Origin of the sequence: Mycobacterium ahvazicum (assembly GCF_900176255.2) — a bacterium.
In the GTDB taxonomy this organism is placed as follows: domain Bacteria; phylum Actinomycetota; class Actinomycetes; order Mycobacteriales; family Mycobacteriaceae; genus Mycobacterium; species Mycobacterium ahvazicum.
This window is the reverse complement of the sequence record NZ_FXEG02000003.1, coordinates 1,230,067-1,249,499: the sequence shown is the minus strand read 5'-3', so window position 1 is coordinate 1,249,499 and position 19,433 is coordinate 1,230,067. Positions and strand designations below refer to the sequence as shown.

Here is a 19,433-nt window from a genome sequence, read left to right as displayed (position 1 = left end):
CAGCATAGTCGTCGGTGCACGGGTGCGACTGTGTCCGAGTGTGTCCCGACCAGCTTGCATAGATACCCTGGACGTACCCGCGAACCACCGGTCAAGCAGCATCAACAGCACCCGCCAGGAGATCCCCATCAGCAGTTTCGCCGACAAGACCTTCACCGCGCCGGCGCAGATCAGGAACTTCTGCATCATCGCTCACATCGACCATGGCAAGTCCACCCTGGCCGACCGGATGCTTCAGCTCACCGGCGTCGTCGACGAGCGGTCGATGCGTGCGCAGTATCTGGACCGGATGGACATCGAGCGGGAGCGCGGTATCACCATCAAGGCGCAGAACGTCCGGTTGCCGTGGCAGGTCGATGGCACCGACTACGTCCTGCACCTGATCGACACCCCGGGCCACGTCGACTTCACCTACGAGGTGTCCCGCGCGCTGGAGGCGTGCGAGGGCGCGGTGCTGCTGGTCGACGCGGCGCAGGGCATCGAGGCCCAGACGCTGGCCAACCTGTATCTGGCGCTGGACCGCGACCTGCACATCATCCCGGTGCTCAGCAAGATCGACTTGCCGGCCGCCGACCCGGACCGCTATGCCGGTGAGATCGCGCACATCATCGGTTGCGACCCCGGCGACGTGCTGCGGGTCTCCGGCAAGACCGGCGAGGGCGTGGCCGACCTGCTCGACCACGTGGTGCGCGAGGTGCCGCCCCCGCAGGGCGACGCCGACGCCCCGACCCGCGCGATGATCTTCGACTCGGTCTACGACATCTACCGCGGCGTGGTGACCTACGTCCGCGTGGTGGACGGCAAGATCGTTCCGCGCGAGCGCATCCTGATGATGTCCACCGGCGCCACCCACGAGCTGCTCGAGGTCGGCATCGTCTCGCCCGAACCGAAGCCCAGCGCGGGGCTGGGTGTGGGCGAGGTGGGGTACCTGATCACCGGCGTCAAGGACGTCCGCCAATCCAAGGTCGGGGACACCGTGACGACGGCGCGCAACGGCGCCAAGGAGGCGCTGACCGGTTACCGGGAACCCAAGCCGATGGTCTACTCGGGACTGTATCCGGTGGACGGCTCGGACTACCCGGACCTGCGCGACGCCCTGGACAAGCTGCAGCTCAACGACGCGGCGTTGACCTACGAGCCCGAGACCTCGGTCGCGCTGGGCTTCGGATTCCGTTGTGGCTTTTTGGGTTTGCTGCACATGGAGATCACTCGCGAACGCCTGGAGCGTGAATTCGACCTGGACCTGATCTCGACGTCGCCCAACGTGGTGTACCGGGTGATCAAGGAGGACGACAGCGAGATCGTGGTGACCAACCCGTCGGACTGGCCCGAGGGAAAGGTCCGCGAGGTGTACGAGCCGGTGGTCAAGACCACCGTCATCGCCCCCAGCGAGTTCATCGGAACCATCATGGAGCTGTGCCAGTCGCGCCGCGGCGAGCTGGGCGGCATGGACTACCTGTCGCCCGAGCGCGTCGAGCTGCGTTACACAATGCCGTTGGGCGAGATCATCTTCGACTTCTTCGACTCGTTGAAGTCGCGCACCCGCGGCTACGCCAGCCTGGATTACGAGGAGGCCGGCGAGCAGGAAGCTTCGTTGGTCAAGGTCGACATCTTGCTGCAGGGCGAGGCGGTAGACGCGTTTTCCGCGATCGTGCACAAGGATTCGGCGTTCGCTTATGGAAATAAGATGACCACCAAGCTGAAGGAGCTGATTCCGCGCCAGCAGTTCGAGGTGCCGGTCCAGGCCGCGATCGGATCGAAAATCATTGCGCGCGAGAATATTCGCGCGATCCGCAAAGACGTGCTCTCCAAGTGCTATGGGGGAGACATCACGCGTAAACGCAAACTTCTGGAAAAGCAGAAGGAAGGCAAGAAGCGGATGAAAACGATTGGGCGCGTTGATGTTCCGCAGGAGGCATTCGTCGCGGCGCTGTCCACCGATGCCGCGGGGGACAAAGCCAAGAAATGAGTTACCGGTGGTGCAGCGTGGCGCCGCTGATAGCAGTCCTGCTGGCCACCGGGTGCACTTCCACGATCGGCGGCAAAGCAGTTCCAGCGCCGGCTCCGCCCCTGCTACGGCTCCTGCTCGACGGCGCAACGCTGAGCAAGCTGCTTGACCAACCGTTCCAGCGTGCACCGTACCTGCCGCCGTCGTACGGCGGCAGCGAGAAGCTCGGAACGGCTTGGGAAGACTCCCGGCCGGCCGAGTGCATCGGCGTCAGGTTCATGATGCAGAAGATGGCGTACGCATCCGTCCCGGTGAAGGGCGTGGCCGACGAGATCTGGGCCAACGACGGCCACTCGGTGCGGGTGGATGACGTCGACGAGGGCGTCGTCTCGTTTCCTTCCGCGAAGGACGCCGCCGCCGCGTTCGCAACCTTGTCCGCCCAATGGCAGGGATGCGACGGCGCGACATTGACCACCAGCGATCGCACCTTTCCGACCGCCGCCATCTCCGACGTGCGCGTCGCGGATTCTGTTGTCGCAGCAAGCATTCTGATGAACCCGCACGCACAGTCGATTCTGGCCGGGATACCGATTGCTCGGGCTCTGGGTGTTCGGGGCAACTACGTGTTCGAGGTCGCGGTGCGCTTCTACGGGGTAGACAATCCCGGTGCCCAGGGCACCGCGGACCCCAAGACCAGCGCCGTGGACATCGCACACGCCATGATGGACCGGCTCGCCCTGAGCTGACATGTTAGAAGTAACCATGCGCACGGTAAAGCTGGCGGCGGCGGTGCTGGCGGTCGCGGCCGCGGCGGCCGGCTGTGACGCGGTTGTCGGGGGTACGGCCAAGCCTGCGCCGAATCAGCTGCCGCATCCGCTCATTGGTGAAACAGTCAGGCAGGTACCGCTGGATGCCACCACCTTGTCGAAACTCCTCGACCGACGGTTCCAGGCCATCTCTCAGTTCCCGCCGGTCTTCGGCGGTGCCGACATATTGGATGACGCCTATCCGGACGTTTCACCCACCGAGTGTCTAGGGGTGATCTACATGACACAGAAAAGCGTCTACCAGTCCGCGGGGGTGAAGAACATCGCGACGCAGCTGTGGCAGCAGGAGGGCGACACGGCCACGGCCGCCGACATCGCCGAGAGCGTCATCGCGCTGCCGACGCGGGCGGACGCAAACGCGTTGTTCGCACAATTCAACGACCAGTGGCGGCACTGCGATGGCAAAACGGTGTCCGTGCCGTCCAGCAGTTTCGTCGAGAACGTCGTCACGAATGTCCGCGTCGCGGATTCCGTTGCCGTGGCCAATGTTTCGAAAAATCCTGATGCGCAATCGATCTTGCATGCCGTCCCGGAAGTGCGTGCCCTCGGGGTGCGGGGCAACTGCCTGGTCGAGGTCGAGGTCGCCTATGTCGGCAGCAGCGAGTTGTCGGACCAGTCGCCCGCCCAGACCGAAGCCGTTACCATCGCGCACGCGTTGATGGACAAGGTCAGCGCGTTGAGTTGAGTTGCGCGCACTGCCCACCGCCGTGCTGTCCGTCGATGCCGAGAAGGTAAGAGGTTGTCATGCGTCTATTCCGGCTGACCGCTTCGTTGGTGATCGTGGCCGCTGTGGCCGGGGGTTGTAGTGCGGTCGTCGACGGGGTGGCCCGGCCCGCGCCGAATCTGAAGCCACGACCGCTCACCGGCCAAGCGGTCAAGCAGGCGCTGCTCGACGGCCCCGCATTGTCGCGGATGCTCGACCAGCCACTGGTTGCGCATGATCCCGCCGACGTCGGCGGCCCCGGCAAGCTTTACCGGGTTGACAGACATGTGTCGCCGGCCGATTGCTTGGGCGTGACGGAAATGCTGCAGGCCAGCGTTTACGATTCCGCCTCCCAGCCTGCCCAAGTCACCGACGTGACGTCGGAATCGTGGTGGAACAACGGCGAACCCGCGCAAGTGATCACGGTCATCGAGGGAGTGGTCGCGCTTGGATCGGTCGCGCAGGCCCAGGGGTTGTTCCGGCATTTCTCGCAGCAGTGGCAACAGTGCGGCGGCGTGACGGCGTCGGAACGGAATGGCCCGATCGCAACGACGAATCAGATCGGTACCGTTAGCGTTACGGATTCCATTGTCGCAGTGACCAATACCGCGACATCGGTGCTGCCCAACATGCCGGCTCTGCGGCCGACGCCGCAGGCCCGCGCCATCGGCGTCCGGTCCAACTGCCTCGTCGAGGTCCAGGTGGTGTTCTTCGGTGAGCGACGCTCTTCGGACCCGGGATCGGGCAACATCGACACCAGTGGTGTCGACATCGCGCACGCGATAATGGACAAGGTCAGCGCGCTGAGCTGACGCGGCTACACCTGTTTGTTGGCGATCACATCGCCCGACACCGCATCGATCGTGACCCGGTGCTCGACGATGTAGCTGTCCCAGGCCACGGCTTGCCACACGGTGGCGCCGTTGCTGTCGCCCAGGCTCAGCTCGCTGATCGATGCGCCCGCGATGATGGCCAGGATCTTTTGCGCCGCGGCACGGTAGTCCAGTTTCGCGGCCTGCACCCAGGCGCGGGTCTGGGCTTTGTCGGCGTCGCTCTGGTTCGCCGGGGTCGGCCCGACCATCAGGGTGACACCGTCACTGGACACGTCCATCGATTGGTTTGTTCCGTCGGGGGTGGCCACCAGGACCCGCCACGATCCGGCCTCCTGGGATCTGATCAACGTCAGCTTGCCGTTCGGAACCGCTGCCACCGCAACGGATCCGGCATGCAGCAGGGTCTGCGGGTCGGGCGGTGCTGCCGGACGTGTCCAATTGGAATGCGGCTTGGTGGTCGTCGCCGAGGTCGACGTCGCGGTCGAATCGCCGCTGTGGCCACCGCACCCGGCCAGCCACGCGATCGACGCGCAGACCAGGGCCACCGTTTTCACCGCTGCTCTCATCGCCCGCCCATCGTGTCAGGTGTGTTCCGTTGTATTTCCAAGCCGGGTAATAGCTTTCGCTACCAGAGTGTTCACATGGGCGCGTTGGCGGGCTGGAACATGCCAGAACCGTCGGATTCCTCCTCGGCGCGAATCACGTGCACGACCGCGTTGATCAGCGCCAGATGGGTGAACGCTTGCGGGAAGTTGCCCAGGTGCCGGCCGGTGCGCGGTTCGATCTCCTCGGCGTAGAGATGCAGCGGGCTGGCGTAGGACAGCAGCCGCTCGCACAGCCGCTTGGCCCGTGCCACCTCGCCGATCTCGACCAGCGCGGACACCAGCCAGAACGAGCAGATCGTGAACGTGCCTTCCTCGCCGGACAGCCCGTCGTCGGTCTGCTCGACCCGGTAGCGCAGCACCAGGCCTTCCTCGGTGAGTTCGTTGGCGATCGCCAGCACCGTGTTACGCACCCGCGGATCGTCGGGCGGCAGGAATCGCGTCAGCACCACCAGCAGCAGCGAGGCGTCCAGCGCGTCACTGCCGTAGCGCTGGGTGAAAACACCGCGGGAGTCCACGCCGTTCTTGAGAATATCGGCCTTGATCTCCTCGGCGATGACCCGCCACTGCTGGGCATAGCTCTTCTCGCCTTGGCGCTCAGCCAGTTTGGAGCCGCGGTCGAGTGCCACCCAGCACATCACCTTCGACGACGTGAAGTGCTGCGGCTCCCCGCGCACCTCCCAGATGCCGCGATCGGGCTCGCGCCAGTGCGCGATCGCCTCTTCCACCTGCTTCTTGAGCACCGGCCACAATGTCTCCGGAACCTGTTCGCGTGACTTGGCGTGCAAATAGAACGAATCCAGGATCGAGCCCCAAATGTCGTGCTGGATCTGGTCATAGGCGCCGTTTCCGATCCGCACCGGCCGCGCGTGGTCGTAGCCGGACAGATGGTTCAGTTCCTCTTCGACCAAGCTGCGCTCGCCACCGACGCCATACATCACCTGCAGCGGATGACGCTCGTTGTTGTTGGCGCCGGACACGTCGGCGATGAACGCGAAGAAGTCGTCGGCCTCGCGATCCAGGCCCAGCGTGTACAGACCCCACAACGCGAAGGTCGAGTCGCGGATCCAGGCGTAGCGGTAGTCCCAGTTGCGCTCGCCCTGCGGCGTCTCCGGCAGCGACGTGGTGCTGGCGGCCAGCAGCGCGCCGGTCGGTGAGTAGGTCAAGCCCTTCAGGGTGAGCGCGCTGCGCTGCAGATAGGCCCGCCACGGATGGTCGGGGAAGTTGCCGATGTTGATCCACTGCCGCCAGCACTCGGTGGTCTGCCACATCTTCTCGGCGGCCTCTTCATAGGTCTGCGGCGCCGGGTGCTTGGTCCAGCTGAGCGCGACGAACACGTCGTCGCCCTCCTTCATCCGGGTGCGCGCCCGCGCCTCGCGGCCCTCCAGCCCGATGTTCAGGTTGCTGGTCAGGCGCAGCTGCGGGTGGTCGTCGGGCTGCTTGCTGGCGCGCGCGAGCACCTCGCCGTACGCGTGGGCCGAGTATTCCCACGCGGGGCCGATGCGGTGGTAGTCGAACGCCGGTTCGCAGCTCATGACTAGCTCGACGGTGCCGCTGACGCAGCGCACCGTGCGCAGCAGGATGTGCTCGGCATCCCAGTCCATCGGCGTACGGCGGTGGGTCTTCGACCGGCGCTCGATGTCATGCCAGGGACCCATCACCAGCGCGTCGCGCACGATCAGCCAGCCGGTATGGGTCTGCCAGGTGGTTTCCATGATCAGGCTGCCGGGCAGGTAGCGGCGCGCCGAGGGAACCGAGACGCCGTACGGTCCGAGCCGGAAATGGCCCGCGCTGCGGTCCAGGATCGCGCCGAACACGCTGGGCGAGTCCGGCCGGGGCACGCACAGCCACTCGACCGAACCGGCGGGGGAGATCAGGCACGTCGTTTCCCAGTCGGACAGGAATGCATAGTCGGCGATCGGCGGAAACGGGTTGCGCAGCGAGCTGCTGGAGGTAAACGGAGCCGCGGCGCTGAAATCGAGCGGCGAAGCCAGCGGTGGTTGGCGCGCGGAAGGAAATGACTGGTCGGACTCCCCGTTGGCGGGCTGGTCGGCGGGTTCGGCGTGCATGACCATCCCGCCATCATCATCTGTCGAGGTGCCCGGCGTCCATTTTTTGTCCAGCCGCTGGCGCGGCGGCGATCGGCGGGTCAGCCGGTTGACCGGGCAAACTTCGGTGCGTGCTCGGGCAGTGGACCGATCGCCACCAGGTAGGCGAGGAATCGCCGCAAAGACGGCAGCCGGGCGGCCAGTCGCACGCCCCGGGGCGCTTCGCCGTCGCTTCCGGCCACCACGTCGGCGACCACCTGGGCGTGGATTGTCCGCTGTACCGCCTGGATGATCGCCGTGGGTACCCAGCGGCGCACCTGCACCCGCAACAGCTCCAGCGTCGAAACCCGGCCGGCTCGCAGCGGATCGGCCAGCAGGCGCGCGGCGGCCACGGCGTCGGCGACCGCGAGGTTGATCCCGACACCGCCGACCGGCGACATCGCGTGCGCCGCGTCGCCGATGCACAGGGCGCCGTCGGTGTACCACCGGCGGAGCCGATTGAGTTGCACGTCAAGCAGTTTCACGTCATCGAAAGAAGTCAGCGTGCCGACTCGGTCGGCGAGCCAGGGCACCAGATCCACCAGCACCCGGTGCAACGCCTCGATGCCCTGGCCTCGTAGGTCGGCATCGGCGCCCTTGGGAATGATGTAGGCGATCTGGTAGTAGTCGCCGCGGTCGATCATGATGATCCCGTGTCCGGCCACGAACATGCCGGCAAGCCCGCTCGGGTCGTCGGCATGACGAGGCAACCGGAACCACCACACGTCCATCGGGGCGCCGAACCGCCGCGGTTGGAATCCGAGCGCGGAGCGCACCGTGGATCCGCGCCCGTCGCAGGCCACCGTCAGCAAGGCGCGCATCTGCTTGCTTTCGCCGTTCGAGTCGCGATAGGTAACCCCGGTGACGCGGTTGCCGTCGCGCACCACCCCGGTCACTTCGGTACTGCGCAGCAACCGGAAGCTGGGTTCCGCCTCGGCCGCGGTGGCCAACATCTCCAGTAAGTCCCACTGCGGCACCAGGGCGATGTGCTGGTGCGCGCCCGGCAGCCGGGACAAATCGAGGTTCAGCGGTTGGCCCTGCATCTCCAATGTGATGCTGTCGATCAGGCGATGCGGGAGCTGGGTGAAGCGCGAGCCCAAACCGAGTTCGTCGAGCAGGCGCAACGTGCTCGCGTGCACGGTGTCGCCCCGGAAGTCACGCAGGAAGTCTGCGTGTTTTTCCATCACCGTGACTCTTACACCGGCCCGCGCTAAGAGCAGGCCAAGCACCATTCCGGCCGGACCGCCGCCGGCGATGACACACGTAGTTTCCTCGGATGCGACAGGCACTTGCCGATCTTCACACATTGGTGTTTCCACAGCTCGGACGAATAGTGTGAGCCGGGTGAACGGGTTTCTCAATTGGTGGGACGGAAATGAGCTCTGGCTTTCCGGACTTCCCTTCGTGCTGCAGGCCATGGTGGTGATGCCCGTCGTGCTGGCGGTCGCCTACCTCCTGGCGGTGGCGCTGGACGCCGTGCTCAGCAAAGGCCTCGAATTGATGCAGCGCGCCCGCCAGACCGACGGGACGCCCAGGTAACCTGCGATGCCTCGTTCTCACGTGACGCTGGTTCTCGTCACGCTCGTGGTGTTGGTGATCGTCGCCTGGTGGGTGACGCACTGAGGCGGGCGCGCCGACTTGCGATGCCACCCGGTCCGGTGGCGGGTCAGCGAATTCCTGTTAGGCTTCGCGCCATGCACCTGACATCCGAAGCCCCGGAATGTGATGTCTTCGTGCACTGTTGTCGCTGACTACCACCCGCGCGCGGTTTGGTAGGGAGTTCGCGAATTCCCCTGACGTTTGATCGCCTTTCCGCAGCAACGGACCGAAATCCGTAAGCCCGCACCGAAAGGCCGTCAATGCTTATCGACAACGCCGGCGCACCGCGCTGGCGGCCTCTTGTTGCGCTCGCACTGATCGTCGGTGTCGTCGCGGCCTGCGGCGGCGGTCCCAGCGATGTCGTTGGCGGCAGCGGGCCCTCGGGCGCGCACACCACGATCACCCTGGTCGCCTACTCCGCTCCAGAACCCGGATGGAGCAAGGTGATTCCCGCGTTCAACAACTCCCAAGAGGGCAAGAGCGTGCAGGTGATCACCTCCTACGGCGCCTCGGGTGACCAGTCCCGCGGCGTTGCCGAAGGCAAGCCGGGCGACCTGGTGAACTTCTCGGTGGAGCCGGACGTGACCCGATTGGTCAAGGCGGGCAAGGTTTCCAAGGACTGGAACACCGATGCGACCAAGGGCATCCCGTTCGGGTCGGTGGTGACTTTCGTAGTGCGCAAGGGCAATCCGAAGAACATCAGGGATTGGGATGACCTGCTGCGGCCCGGCGTCGAGGTCATCACGCCCAGCCCGTTGAGTTCCGGCTCGGCCAAATGGAATCTACTGGCCCCGTACGCCGCCAAGAGCGAGGGCGGCCGGAATGGCCAAGCGGGAATCGACTTCATCAGCCGGTTGGTGCGCGACCACGTGAAATTGCGGCCCGGGTCGGGGCGAGAGGCCACCGACGTGTTCGTCCAGGGCAGCGGCGACGTGTTGATCAGCTACGAGAACGAGGCCATCGCCACTGAGCGACAAGGCAAGCCGGTCGAGCACATCACCCCACCGCAGACCTTCAAGATCGAAAACCCGCTGGCGTTGGTGACAACGAGCCCGCACCTCGACGTCGCCACCGCGTTCCGCAACTTCCAATACACGGCCGCGGCGCAGAGGTTGTGGGCCCAGGCCGGTTTTCGGCCGGTCGACCCGTCGGTGGCCGCCGAATTCGCCGACCAGTTCCCGTTGCCGCCGAAGCTCTGGACGATCGCCGACCTGGGCGGCTGGGCCACGGTCGATCCGCAGCTGTTCGACAAGAGCAACGGCAGCATCACCAAGATCTATACGAAGGCCACCGGATGACCGTGACGACGCCCCCGGACCCGAAAGCTGTTCGGCCCGACCTCGACGCGCCCGGTGGGACCCAGCCGGTCGCGCGGTCTTTCGGGCGCGGCGGCACCTCGTCGCTTCGCGTCGGGGTGGCGACGCTGTGGCTCTCGGTGATCGTGCTGCTGCCGCTGGCCGCCATCGTGTGGCAGGCCGCCGGTGGCGGCTGGCGCGCGTTCGGGGAGGCCGTCACATCGCGTGCCGCAATCGAGTCGTTTCGCGTGACGCTGACCATCTCCGTCGGGGTCACGGTGGTCAATCTGTTATTCGGCCTGCTGATCGCCTGGGTGCTGGTGCGTGATGACTTCCCCGGAAAGCGTCTCGTCGACGCGATCATCGACCTGCCGTTCGCCTTGCCGACGATCGTCGCCAGCCTGGTCATGCTGGCTCTGTACGGGAAAAACAGCCCGGTCGGGCTGCATCTTCAGCACACCGCCTGGGGTGTGGCGGTGGCGCTGGCGTTCGTCACGCTGCCGTTCGTGGTGCGCGCGGTTCAACCGGTGCTACTGGAGATCGACCGGGAAACCGAGGAGGCCGCCGCGTCGTTGGGTGCCAGCGGGCCCAAGGTCTTCACCTCGGTCGTGTTGCCCGCGCTGCTGCCGTCGTTGTTGTCCGGTGCCGGCCTGGCGTTTTCGCGGGCCATCGGCGAATTCGGTTCGGTGGTCCTGATCGGCGGCGCGGTACCGGGCAAGACCGAAGTGTCGTCGCAGTGGATACGCACGTTGATCGAGAACGACGACCGCACCGGGGCGGCAGCGATATCGATTGTGCTGCTGCTGCTTTCGTTTGTGGTGTTGTTCGCTCTGCGCCTAGTCGGCGCGCGGGCGGCCCGGCATGAGGAGCGGGCGCAGTGACATCGTCACGCTGGGTTCGTTACCTCACCAGGTATGTCGCGTTGGCCTATGTCGGGGTGCTGCTGATCATCCCGGTGGCGGTGATCTTGTGGCGGACGTTCGCGCCAGGGTTCGGTCAGTTCGTCGACTGGATCAGCACCCCGGCGGCGATATCGGCGCTGGACTTGTCACTGCTGGTGGTGGCCATCGTGGTGCCACTGAACGTCTGCTTCGGCATTCCCACAGCGCTTGTCTTGGCGCGCAACAGATTCCGCGGTAAGGGCGTGCTGCAGGCGGTCATCGACCTGCCGTTCGCCGTCTCGCCCGTCATTGTCGGCGTCGCGTTGATCGTGCTGTGGGGGTCGGCGGGTGCGCTCGGCTTCGTGGAACGAGACCTGGGTTTCAAAATCATCTTCGGCCTGCCCGGCATCGTGCTTGCCAGCATCTTCGTCACGCTGCCGTTCGTGGTGCGCGAGGTCGAGCCGGTGCTGCATGAGCTGGGAACCGACCAGGAGGAGGCGGCGGCCACCCTGGGTTCTGGCTGGTGGCAAACCTTTTGGCGGATCACGCTGCCGTCCATCCGGTGGGGCCTGACGTACGGCGTCGTGTTGACCATCGCTCGTACTCTCGGTGAATACGGCGCGGTGACCATCGTGTCGTCCAACCTCCCGGGCAAGTCGCAGACACTGACGCTGCTGGTCTCGGATCGCTACAACCGTGGGGCCGAATACGGTGCCTACGCATTGTCGACGTTGTTGATGGGTGTTGCCGTGGCCGTGCTGATCGTCCAGGTGATTCTGGATGCCCGCCGGGCACGAGCGGCGAGCAAGGCCTGACAAGGAGATTCGGACATGACCGACGCCAAAACCGCCGACCTGGCGATCACTGTGCGCGACGCCAACAAACGCTACGGTGATTTCGTCGCATTGGACCACGTGGACTTCGTGGTCCCCACCGGCTCGCTGACGGCCCTGCTCGGCCCCAGCGGTTCCGGCAAGTCGACCCTGCTGCGCACCATCGCGGGTCTCGACCAGCCCGACACCGGCACGATCACGATCAACGGCCGTGACGTCACGCGGGTGCCACCGCAGCGGCGCGGCATCGGATTCGTGTTCCAGCACTACGCCGCGTTCAAGCACATGACGGTCCGCGACAATGTCGCGTACGGATTGAAGATTCGCAAGCGACCCAAAGCCGAAATCAAGGAGAAGGTCGACAACCTGCTGGAAGTCGTGGGGCTCAGCGGATTTCAGGGTCGCTACCCCAACCAGTTGTCCGGCGGTCAGCGACAGCGCATGGCGCTCGCGCGTGCTTTGGCCGTCGATCCGCAGGTGCTGCTGCTCGACGAGCCGTTCGGGGCGCTGGACGCCAAGGTTCGCGAGGATCTGCGCGCGTGGCTACGCCGGCTGCACGACGAGGTCCACGTCACCACGGTGCTGGTCACTCACGACCAGGCCGAAGCGCTGGATGTCGCCGATCGGATCGCGGTGCTCAACAAGGGCCGTATCGAGCAGATCGGGTCCCCGACCGAGGTTTACGACGCCCCGGCGAACGCGTTCGTGATGTCGTTCCTCGGTGCGGTCTCGACCCTGAACGGCAGTTTGGTTCGCCCGCATGACATTCGAGTCGGTCGCAATCCCGAGATGGCGATCGCCGGTGGTGACGGCACCGCCGAATCCATCGGAGTCGTCCGCGCTACCGTCGACCGCGTCGTGGCACTGGGATTCGAAGTGCGCGTCGAGTTGACCAGCGCTGCCACCGGTGGCAGCTTCACCGCCCAAATCACCCGAGGCGACGCCGAGGCGCTGGCCCTCAAGGACGGGGACACCGTCTACGTGCGCGCCACCCGGGTGCCCTCCAGCGTCGCCGCCGCGGCGCCGTCGGGCGGGGCCGACGAAGAGCAGAGCACGTTGACGTCGGCCTGAGAGTTATTGCAGCGACCAGTAGGGCGGTTGCTGGGTCAGTCGCTCGATGTACTCGGTCACCGTCAGCTCGTCGGATTCAGCGTTGTCGTCGCCGTGGGCGAATGGGCACCTTCGTGGATCGGTTTCGACGATCCACACCGCTTCGAGTTCGACTTCGGGGACGGGGGCGCCCGGCGCCGGTGAGATCAGGTCCGCGGCGAATCCTTCTGCGCCGGGCCACGTCAGGCCGTCGCTGTAGATGACCTCGTTGTTCCGGTTCAGGGCGACGACGTGGAAGTGCGGCAGGCCGGCCAGATGCTCGGCGAGCCCACGTGGTTCGTAATCGCCCATTGCGCCATGTTAGTGCCGCAAGCGATTTGACGTACCGTCAGCCTGCTCAAGCCGCGATCTGGCCGGCGGCCGTCGCGGTGAAGCGATCCAGCACCGTCTCGGCCACCAACCGGTCGGCTCCCAGCGGGGCCGCCATCTCGATGCCGGCCTTGGCGGCGAATCTCTCCACCCGATCGGGGATGCGTCCCGGCGCCAGGAACCACGGCGCGACGACTACCCGCTGGGCGCGCTGGCGGCGCAACCTGCCCAACGCTTCGGAGAGCGAACGTTCCTGTTGGGTGGCGAACGCGGTCGTTGCCCCCGCCCAGGACGTGCCTGCCAACAGCTTTGGCGCTACCCGGCCGGTGCGTGCGTTCACTGCCAAGTCCGAGGTGCCGATCGCCACGACGAGGACACCGACGCTGTCGTCGCGGGGCGAGACACCCAGCTCGGTCACGCGCCGGCGCAGCACCGCCACCATCCGGTCATCCTCGCCGAGCACCGGTGCCTGCCACACTTGTTGGTTCGTAACGCAATTGGCGATCTGGGCGGGGATGTCGACGCGGGCGTGGTACGCGTTGGCCAACAGCAACGGGGTGACGACCGCCGGGCCATCCACCGACGTGAGTACATCGGCCAGGCTCGGTGAGCTGTGTTCCAGGAAGGCCAGTCGCACATCGAGGTTCGGCCGCAAGCACACCACCTGGTCGGCGACGGCCCGTGAGTTGGCCCCCGACCGTGGATCCTTGCTCCCGTGTGCGGTCAGGACGAGGGCAGGCTTGATGGCGCCACTCCTGCTCATCGCTACGCTCTGCATCGTCGCCGGCGCGTCACGACGCGTGCAGTCCGCATTCGGTTTTGGCCTGCCCCTGCCAGCGTCCGCTGCGCGGGTCGGCGCCCTCGGCGGGCTTGGCCGTGCAGGGGGCGCAGCCGATCGACGGATAGCCTTCGTAGACAAGGGGATTGACCAACACATCGTGCTCGTCGATGTAGTTCTGCATATCCTCGTCGGTCCACGCCGCCAGCGGGTTGATCTTCACCAGCTTGAATGCCTCGTCGAAGCTGATCAGCGGCGCGTTCGCGCGGGTCGGCGCCTCGACCCGGCGTATCCCGGTCACCCATGCGGAGTAACCGCTGAGCGCTTTGCTCAGCGGGGCGACCTTGCGCAGCCGGCAGCATTCGCCGGGGTCCCGCGCGAACAGGTCCTTGCCCTTCAGCTTGTCCTGCTCGGCCACCGTGTGCTCCGGCGCGACATTGAGAACCCGTATGTCGTAGACGGATTCGACCGCGTCCCGGGTGCCGACGGTTTCGACGAAGTGGTAGCCGGTGTCCAGGAACAGCACCGGCACACCGGGGCGAACCTTGGACGCCAGATCGACCAGCACGGCGTCTTGCATGTTGGAGGCGACGATGTAATTGCACGTCGCCCAGCCGCGCGGGCCGTTGATACCGCCGAAGTTGTCATCCGTCCAGCGCAGCAGCTCGGTGGCGCTGGCGCCCTCGAGTTCGGCCGCGCCCCGGGCGGCCAGCTCCCGCAGTGCGGCGTATTCCGGGTCGGTCGTTTCGGTGCTCATCGCAACTCGCCTTCCTCGGCGCGAAGTGCCCACTGCGCGAACCGCTCTCCCTCGTTGCGGTGCTTGACGAAGTTGCGCACCACCCGATCGATGTAGTCGCCCAGCTCGTCGCTGGTCACCTTGTGCTGGCGCAGCTTTCGGCCGAAACCGCTGTCCAGCCCGAGGCTGCCGCCCAAATGCACCTGGAAGCCCTCGACCGAGTTTCCGTCGCCGTCGTCGACCATCTGACCCTTGAAGCCGATGTCGGCGACCTGAATTCGCGCACACGAGTTGGGGCAGCCGTTGATGTTGACGGTGATCGGCACGTCGAGGCGCGAGTTGATGTCATCGAGCCGCTTTTCCAGCTCTGGCACCAAAGTCTGTGCCTTGACCCGGGTTTCGGCAAAAGACAACTTGCAGAACTCGATCCCGGTGCAGGCCATCAGGTTCCGGCGCCAGTGTGAGGGGTTCGCCTGCAATCCGAGGGCATCGAGGCCGGCGACGAAGCCGTCGAGCTTGTCGTCGGGAATGTCGAGGATGACCAGCTTCTGGTAGGGGGTGAACCGGATCCGGTCCGAACCCGCCTGCTCGGCCAGGTCGGCCACCGCGGACAGGATGGTCCCGGAGACCCGGCCCGCGATCGCGGCGACACCCACCGCGTTGAGTCCGTTCTTGAGCCGCTGTACTCCGACGTGGTCGATCGGGTGCGTGACCGGCTCGGGGGCCGGGCCGTCGATCAGCGGCCGCTTGAGGTATTCCTGTTCGAGAACTTCACGAAATTTTTCTACGCCCCAGTCCTTGAGCAGGAACTTCAGCCTCGCCTTGGCGCGCAACCGCCGGTACCCGTAGTCGCGGAACACCGAGGTGACCGCGGCCCAGACCTCGGGCACTTCCGCCAAAGGCACCCACGCGCCAAGGCGCTGGCCCAGCATCGGGTTGGTGGACAGCCCGCCGCCGACCCACACGTCCAGCCCGGGGCCGTGCTCGGGGTGGTTGACGCCGATGAACGCGATGTCGTTGACCTCGTGCACCACGTCTTGCAGACCGGAGATGGCCGTCTTGTACTTGCGCGGCAGGTCGGCGAACTCGGGCTTGCCGATGTAGCGCTTGACGATCTCGTCGATCGCCCAGGTCGGGTCGAGTACCTCGTCGAGGGACTCGCCGGCCAGCGGTGAGCCCAGGATTACGCGCGGGCAGTCACCGCACGCCTCGGCGGTCTGCAATCCGACCTCGGCCAGCCGCCGCCAGATCTCCGGGACATCCTCCACCCGGATCCAGTGGTACTGCACGTTCTCCCGGTCGGAGATGTCAGCGGTGTCACGGGCGAACTCGGTCGAGATCTGGCCCAGCGTGCGCAGTGCCGCGGCCGACAGGGCGCCGCCGTCGCAGCGCACCCGCATCATGAAGTACCGGGCCTCGAGCTTGTCCATGTTCTCGTCGCCGGTCCAGCTGCCGTCGTAACCCTGCTCGCGCTGGGTGTACAGACCCCACCAGCGCATACGGCCACGAAGATCGTTCTTCTCGATGCTGTCGAAGCCTTCTTTGGAATAGGTGTGCAAAATGCGGTCGCGCACCTCGAGTGGGGGACCGGCTTGTTTGAACTCCTCGTTGGGGTTCAGCGGTTCGCGCTCTCCCAGCGCCCATTGACCCTCACTTCGAGGAGCCTTGGCGGGGCGGGCTGTGGTCATTCGAAGATCTCCTTCGCGGGCTGTGCAGGCGTGGACGCGCGACTCACCGGTTCCTACGGCAGGCGCAGATCCGGCGCCAGCTGGACGTACAGGTGGGCGGGTCTACGGAATCAAGCCGGACAGCTACAGCTGCAGACACGCTTGAGATCGATGTGCCGCCGAACCACTAGCGCAATGCGCTGGCTGGGCTGGGCGACGGTCACGCGCCCATTCTGCCATGGATAGAGGCGGCAGTCGCCACCAGGTCAAATTTGCCCTCACGGTGAGCAAAACTACCGGGTAATCCTGGGTAATTCGACATACAAAGCCGAGAAATCCCTGAGAGGTGAGCCTGGCCGCGTCTGACGTGCCCAATCGCCCCACCGTGCGTTCAGGCCTACGTCGATCCCGTCTGACCCTGCGGCTGGAACTTTCGCGTCGACCGTGGGTGCTAGGTACCAGAACCGTCTTGAATTCGTCCATAGGCCCCACGCTCGGCGATGGCCTCCCCGTCGAGAGGGCGGCTGGGTCCGGCGAACGTGCAATCATTTGGCATGGCCCTTCGCGCGGCACCGGTTGAGCTTCCCGGCATACAGCGCAGTCCTGGGCAGTCGTTCGGGGTGTACGTCCACGTCCCGTTCTGCATAACGCGTTGCGGGTATTGCGATTTCAACACCTACACGCCCGCCGAGCTCGGCGGCGTCAACCCGGACGCCTGGTTGGAGGCGCTGCGCACCGAGTTGGCGCTGGCCGCGGCGCGGCTGGATGCACCGACGGTGAACACGGTGTTCGTCGGCGGCGGGACGCCATCCCTGCTGGGGCCCGCGCGCATCGTCGCGCTGCTCGACATGGTCCGTGAACACTTCGTGCTCGCCCCGGACGCCGAGGTCACCACGGAGGCCAACCCGGAATCGGCCTGGCCGGACTTCTTCGAGGCCGCCCGAGCGGCCGGGTACACCCGGGTGTCGCTCGGCATGCAGTCGGTGTCGCCGTTCGTGCTGGGTGTCCTCGACCGGATCCACACGCCGAACCGGTCGGCGGCCGCGGCCCGCGAGGCGCTGCAGGCGGGCTTCGAACACGTGAGCCTTGACCTCATCTACGGCACGCCGGGGGAGACCGACGACGAGCTGCTGCGCTCGGTCGATACGGCGATCGCGACCGGCGTCAACCATGTGTCCGCGTATGCACTGGTCGTGGAGGAGGGGACCGCGCTGGGGCGCCGGGTCCGCACCGGTGAGCTGGCCGCACCCGACGACGACGTGCTGGCGCACCGTTATGAACTGCTCGACGAGCGCCTGTCCGCGGCCGGGTTCGATTGGTATGAGGTGTCGAACTGGTCGCGGCAGGGTGGGGAGTGCCGGCACAACGTGGGCTACTGGGACGGTGGCCAGTGGTGGGGCGCGGGGCCGGGTGCGCACGGGTATGTCGGCGCGACGCGGTGGTGGAACGTCAAGCACCCCAACGCATACGCCGAGATATTGTCGGATTCGGCGTTACCCGTGGCGGGCTTCGAGCAGCTGGACGCCGAGGCGTTGCACACCGAGGATGTGCTACTGAAAACCCGTATGCGTCAAGGGCTTCCGCTGGAGGTGCTGAACGCCGCCGAACGCGAACGAGCCAAAACCGTTGTCGCCGACGGCTTGTTGGTGGACGGAGGCGACCGGCTGGTCCTCACCCCCCGCGGCCGGTTGCTGGCCGACGGGGTGGTGCGGACCCTGCTAGGGTGACGGCGTCAAACGCCGAACCACCCTTCGACGAGGCGGGCAATCTCGATGTAGAGCGGGATCCCGATCGTGACGTTGTAGGAGAACGTCAGACCCAGTGACGCGGCCAACGGCAGCGTCGGACTCGCTTCCGGGATCGCCAATCGCTGGACCGCCGGCACCGCGATGTAGGACGCCGCGCCGCACAAGACCGCGAACAGCACGTAGGTGCCCGTCTTGAAGTCGGTGTGGGTCAGGCTCGCGTAGGAGCAGGCGACGATGATCCCCAGCGTGGCAAAAACATTCGGCGCGAGTACCGCGAAGAAGATGAACCCGGGCCCCGCCGTTCGCAGGTCCTTCAACTTGCGCGAGGCCGTCATGCCCATCTCGAGCAGGAACAGGCACAGCACACCCTGGAACGCCATCACGAAGAACTTGTCGTCGTCCTGCACGACCTTTTGACCCTGCAGGCCACTGATCAGGCCGATCACGATCCCGCCGATCAGCAGCACCAACCCGGGGTTGAGGAACACCTCCTGGAACAACTCGCGGGAGAAGATGGACGGCTTCTTCTTGGTGAGCTGCGCGCTCGGGCTGACGTCGAGTTCCTCTGTGCGCTCGCGCTTTTCCAGTGAGAGTTCGAGTTCGTCCTCGATCGCGCGCTCGGTCTCCAGGCTCTGGCCCTGCGGAGGCCGAGCCGCGGTGCCAGGCCCGATGCCGACCTTCACCGGCGCGTAACCCGGCTCGTCGGCCATGTTGCCCGCGGCGTCGATTCCCCGGTGTCGCAGGTGCGCCACCAAGTAGAGCGCCACCAGGCAGCCGGGAATCTCCATCACGGCCAGCATCACCGGCATGTACGCGTTGAAGGCGATGTTCACCGCGGCCAGGACCGCCACACAGGTGGCGAACGTACCGGCAGAGTCCGACCCGTAATAGCCGGCGATCGTCGCCCGATCGATCCTGCGCAATTTGGTCAGCCAGCCGAGCAGGTAATAAGCGACGATGCCGATCACGAAGTTGAGCGCGAAGCCCAACACCATGAATCCGATGATCGCCCCGACGCTGGAGGCATTGACCTCGGCGAGTTCCTCACCACCGTGCCAGCCGATAGCCAGCAGCAGGTACATGGTGAGGCCTTGATAGATTACATAGGGGAACTCGAATCGCACCTTCAAGATCGGGATCAGGAATCCGAAGTAGAAGAAAAGCAGAAGCGGCTTGAACAGGTTATGCGTGAAGTTATGCCAGAACTCTTGCAGCATTGGTGCCTCTCTTTTTCCGTCCGGTGGCCCGGGGGAAGCACCGTCCGCAAGCGGGGGCTACCACGAACGTCCCGACGACCGTGGAAAATTTAGCTCTGCCGCTGCCAAACCGCCACTCGGATCTGACCCGAATTGTGCATGTCGTTCCAAGCCGCGCCGAAATGGCTGGGAATCCCAAAACCCGTGGTCACAGCGATGCTGGTAGGACGGGGTAAGGTGGGATTAGCGTGAATCTGGTGTGAGTTCGCTGTGCATTTCCT

At 65.6% G+C, this 19,433-nt stretch carries 18 protein-coding genes; 10 read left to right on the top strand and 8 right to left on the bottom strand.

Annotated elements, in window-relative coordinates; translation table 11 throughout:
- The first annotated feature begins 58 nt into the window (after window positions 1-58).
- The 4 genes from lepA to MAAFP003_RS18520 are packed head-to-tail and all read left to right on the top strand — an operon-like array spanning window position 59 to window position 4,290.
- Window positions 59-1,969 carry a translation elongation factor 4 gene (gene lepA / locus MAAFP003_RS18535; protein WP_243394156.1) on the top strand — a complete coding sequence of 637 codons (1,911 nt, stop codon included), beginning with the start codon at window positions 59-61 and terminating at the stop codon, window positions 1,967-1,969.
- A complete protein-coding gene (locus MAAFP003_RS18530; RefSeq protein WP_096289216.1) occupies window positions 1,966-2,694 on the top strand; it encodes a sensor domain-containing protein in 729 nt (242 codons plus the stop codon). The genes lepA and MAAFP003_RS18530 overlap by 4 nt, the downstream gene beginning before the upstream one ends.
- A gap of 43 nt (window positions 2,695-2,737) precedes the next feature.
- Window positions 2,738-3,460 (top strand): sensor domain-containing protein, encoded by a 723-nt coding sequence (locus MAAFP003_RS18525; RefSeq protein ID WP_207768554.1) that lies wholly within the window; start codon window positions 2,738-2,740, stop codon window positions 3,458-3,460.
- Between the two features lie 59 nt (window positions 3,461-3,519).
- Complete coding sequence (locus MAAFP003_RS18520; protein WP_096289214.1) at window positions 3,520-4,290, top strand: sensor domain-containing protein; 771 nt, start codon at window positions 3,520-3,522, stop codon at window positions 4,288-4,290.
- Between the two features lie 5 nt (window positions 4,291-4,295).
- On the opposite strand, the gene MAAFP003_RS18515 is transcribed toward MAAFP003_RS18520, so the two are convergent.
- The 3 genes from MAAFP003_RS18515 to MAAFP003_RS18505 form a co-directional block, all read right to left on the bottom strand.
- Window positions 4,296-4,865: a metallopeptidase gene (locus MAAFP003_RS18515; RefSeq protein ID WP_096289212.1), complete on the bottom strand. Its 570-nt coding sequence runs from the start codon at window positions 4,863-4,865 to the stop codon at window positions 4,296-4,298.
- 83 nt (window positions 4,866-4,948) lie between these two features.
- A complete protein-coding gene (locus tag MAAFP003_RS18510) occupies window positions 4,949-6,988 on the bottom strand; it encodes a glycoside hydrolase family 15 protein (protein ID WP_096289210.1) in 2,040 nt (679 codons plus the stop codon).
- 74 nt (window positions 6,989-7,062) lie between these two features.
- A complete protein-coding gene (locus tag MAAFP003_RS18505; RefSeq protein WP_096289208.1) occupies window positions 7,063-8,307 on the bottom strand; it encodes an FAD-dependent oxidoreductase in 1,245 nt (414 codons plus the stop codon).
- 37 nt (window positions 8,308-8,344) lie between these two features.
- Here MAAFP003_RS18505 and MAAFP003_RS18500 point away from each other — a divergent pair, with 37 nt between their 5' ends.
- From MAAFP003_RS18500 to MAAFP003_RS18480, 5 genes are all read left to right on the top strand, one after another.
- The gene (locus tag MAAFP003_RS18500; RefSeq protein ID WP_096289206.1) at window positions 8,345-8,539 is read left to right on the top strand and encodes a hypothetical protein; all 195 of its coding nucleotides are present in this window, start codon (window positions 8,345-8,347) and stop codon (window positions 8,537-8,539) included.
- Between the two features lie 320 nt (window positions 8,540-8,859).
- A complete protein-coding gene (locus MAAFP003_RS18495; protein WP_096289204.1) occupies window positions 8,860-9,897 on the top strand; it encodes a sulfate ABC transporter substrate-binding protein in 1,038 nt (345 codons plus the stop codon).
- Window positions 9,894-10,775 (top strand): sulfate ABC transporter permease subunit CysT, encoded by an 882-nt coding sequence (gene cysT, locus MAAFP003_RS18490; RefSeq protein ID WP_096289202.1) that lies wholly within the window; start codon window positions 9,894-9,896, stop codon window positions 10,773-10,775. The genes MAAFP003_RS18495 and cysT overlap by 4 nt, the downstream gene beginning before the upstream one ends.
- Entirely contained in the window at window positions 10,772-11,590 is an 819-nt protein-coding gene (gene cysW, locus MAAFP003_RS18485) for a sulfate ABC transporter permease subunit CysW (RefSeq protein ID WP_096289200.1), read from the top strand. Before cysT ends, cysW begins: the two co-directional genes overlap by 4 nt.
- A gap of 15 nt (window positions 11,591-11,605) precedes the next feature.
- Complete coding sequence (locus tag MAAFP003_RS18480) at window positions 11,606-12,679, top strand: sulfate/molybdate ABC transporter ATP-binding protein (protein ID WP_096289198.1); 1,074 nt, start codon at window positions 11,606-11,608, stop codon at window positions 12,677-12,679.
- A gap of 3 nt (window positions 12,680-12,682) precedes the next feature.
- Here MAAFP003_RS18480 and MAAFP003_RS18475 read toward each other — a convergent pair whose 3' ends face one another.
- The 4 genes from MAAFP003_RS18475 to MAAFP003_RS18460 are packed head-to-tail and all read right to left on the bottom strand — an operon-like array spanning window position 12,683 to window position 16,229.
- Window positions 12,683-13,009 carry a hypothetical protein gene (locus tag MAAFP003_RS18475; RefSeq protein WP_096289196.1) on the bottom strand — a complete coding sequence of 109 codons (327 nt, stop codon included), beginning with the start codon at window positions 13,007-13,009 and terminating at the stop codon, window positions 12,683-12,685.
- A 46-nt stretch (window positions 13,010-13,055) separates the two neighbouring features.
- A complete protein-coding gene (locus MAAFP003_RS18470; protein WP_096289194.1) occupies window positions 13,056-13,805 on the bottom strand; it encodes a sirohydrochlorin chelatase in 750 nt (249 codons plus the stop codon).
- 13 nt (window positions 13,806-13,818) lie between these two features.
- Window positions 13,819-14,562, bottom strand: a complete 744-nt coding sequence (locus MAAFP003_RS18465; protein ID WP_096289192.1) for a phosphoadenylyl-sulfate reductase — start codon at window positions 14,560-14,562, stop codon at window positions 13,819-13,821.
- A complete protein-coding gene (locus MAAFP003_RS18460; protein WP_096289190.1) occupies window positions 14,559-16,229 on the bottom strand; it encodes a nitrite/sulfite reductase in 1,671 nt (556 codons plus the stop codon). The genes MAAFP003_RS18465 and MAAFP003_RS18460 overlap by 4 nt, the downstream gene beginning before the upstream one ends.
- Before the next feature lie 533 nt (window positions 16,230-16,762).
- On the opposite strand from MAAFP003_RS18460, the gene hemW reads away from it, so the two are divergent.
- The gene (gene hemW, locus MAAFP003_RS18450; RefSeq protein ID WP_096289186.1) at window positions 16,763-17,935 is read left to right on the top strand and encodes a radical SAM family heme chaperone HemW; all 1,173 of its coding nucleotides are present in this window, start codon (window positions 16,763-16,765) and stop codon (window positions 17,933-17,935) included.
- Between the two features lie 5 nt (window positions 17,936-17,940).
- Here the strand turns inward: hemW and MAAFP003_RS18445 are convergent, their stop codons facing one another.
- Window positions 17,941-19,173 carry a sodium-dependent bicarbonate transport family permease gene (locus MAAFP003_RS18445; RefSeq protein ID WP_096289184.1) on the bottom strand — a complete coding sequence of 411 codons (1,233 nt, stop codon included), beginning with the start codon at window positions 19,171-19,173 and terminating at the stop codon, window positions 17,941-17,943.
- Between the last annotated feature and the right edge of the window lie 260 nt (window positions 19,174-19,433).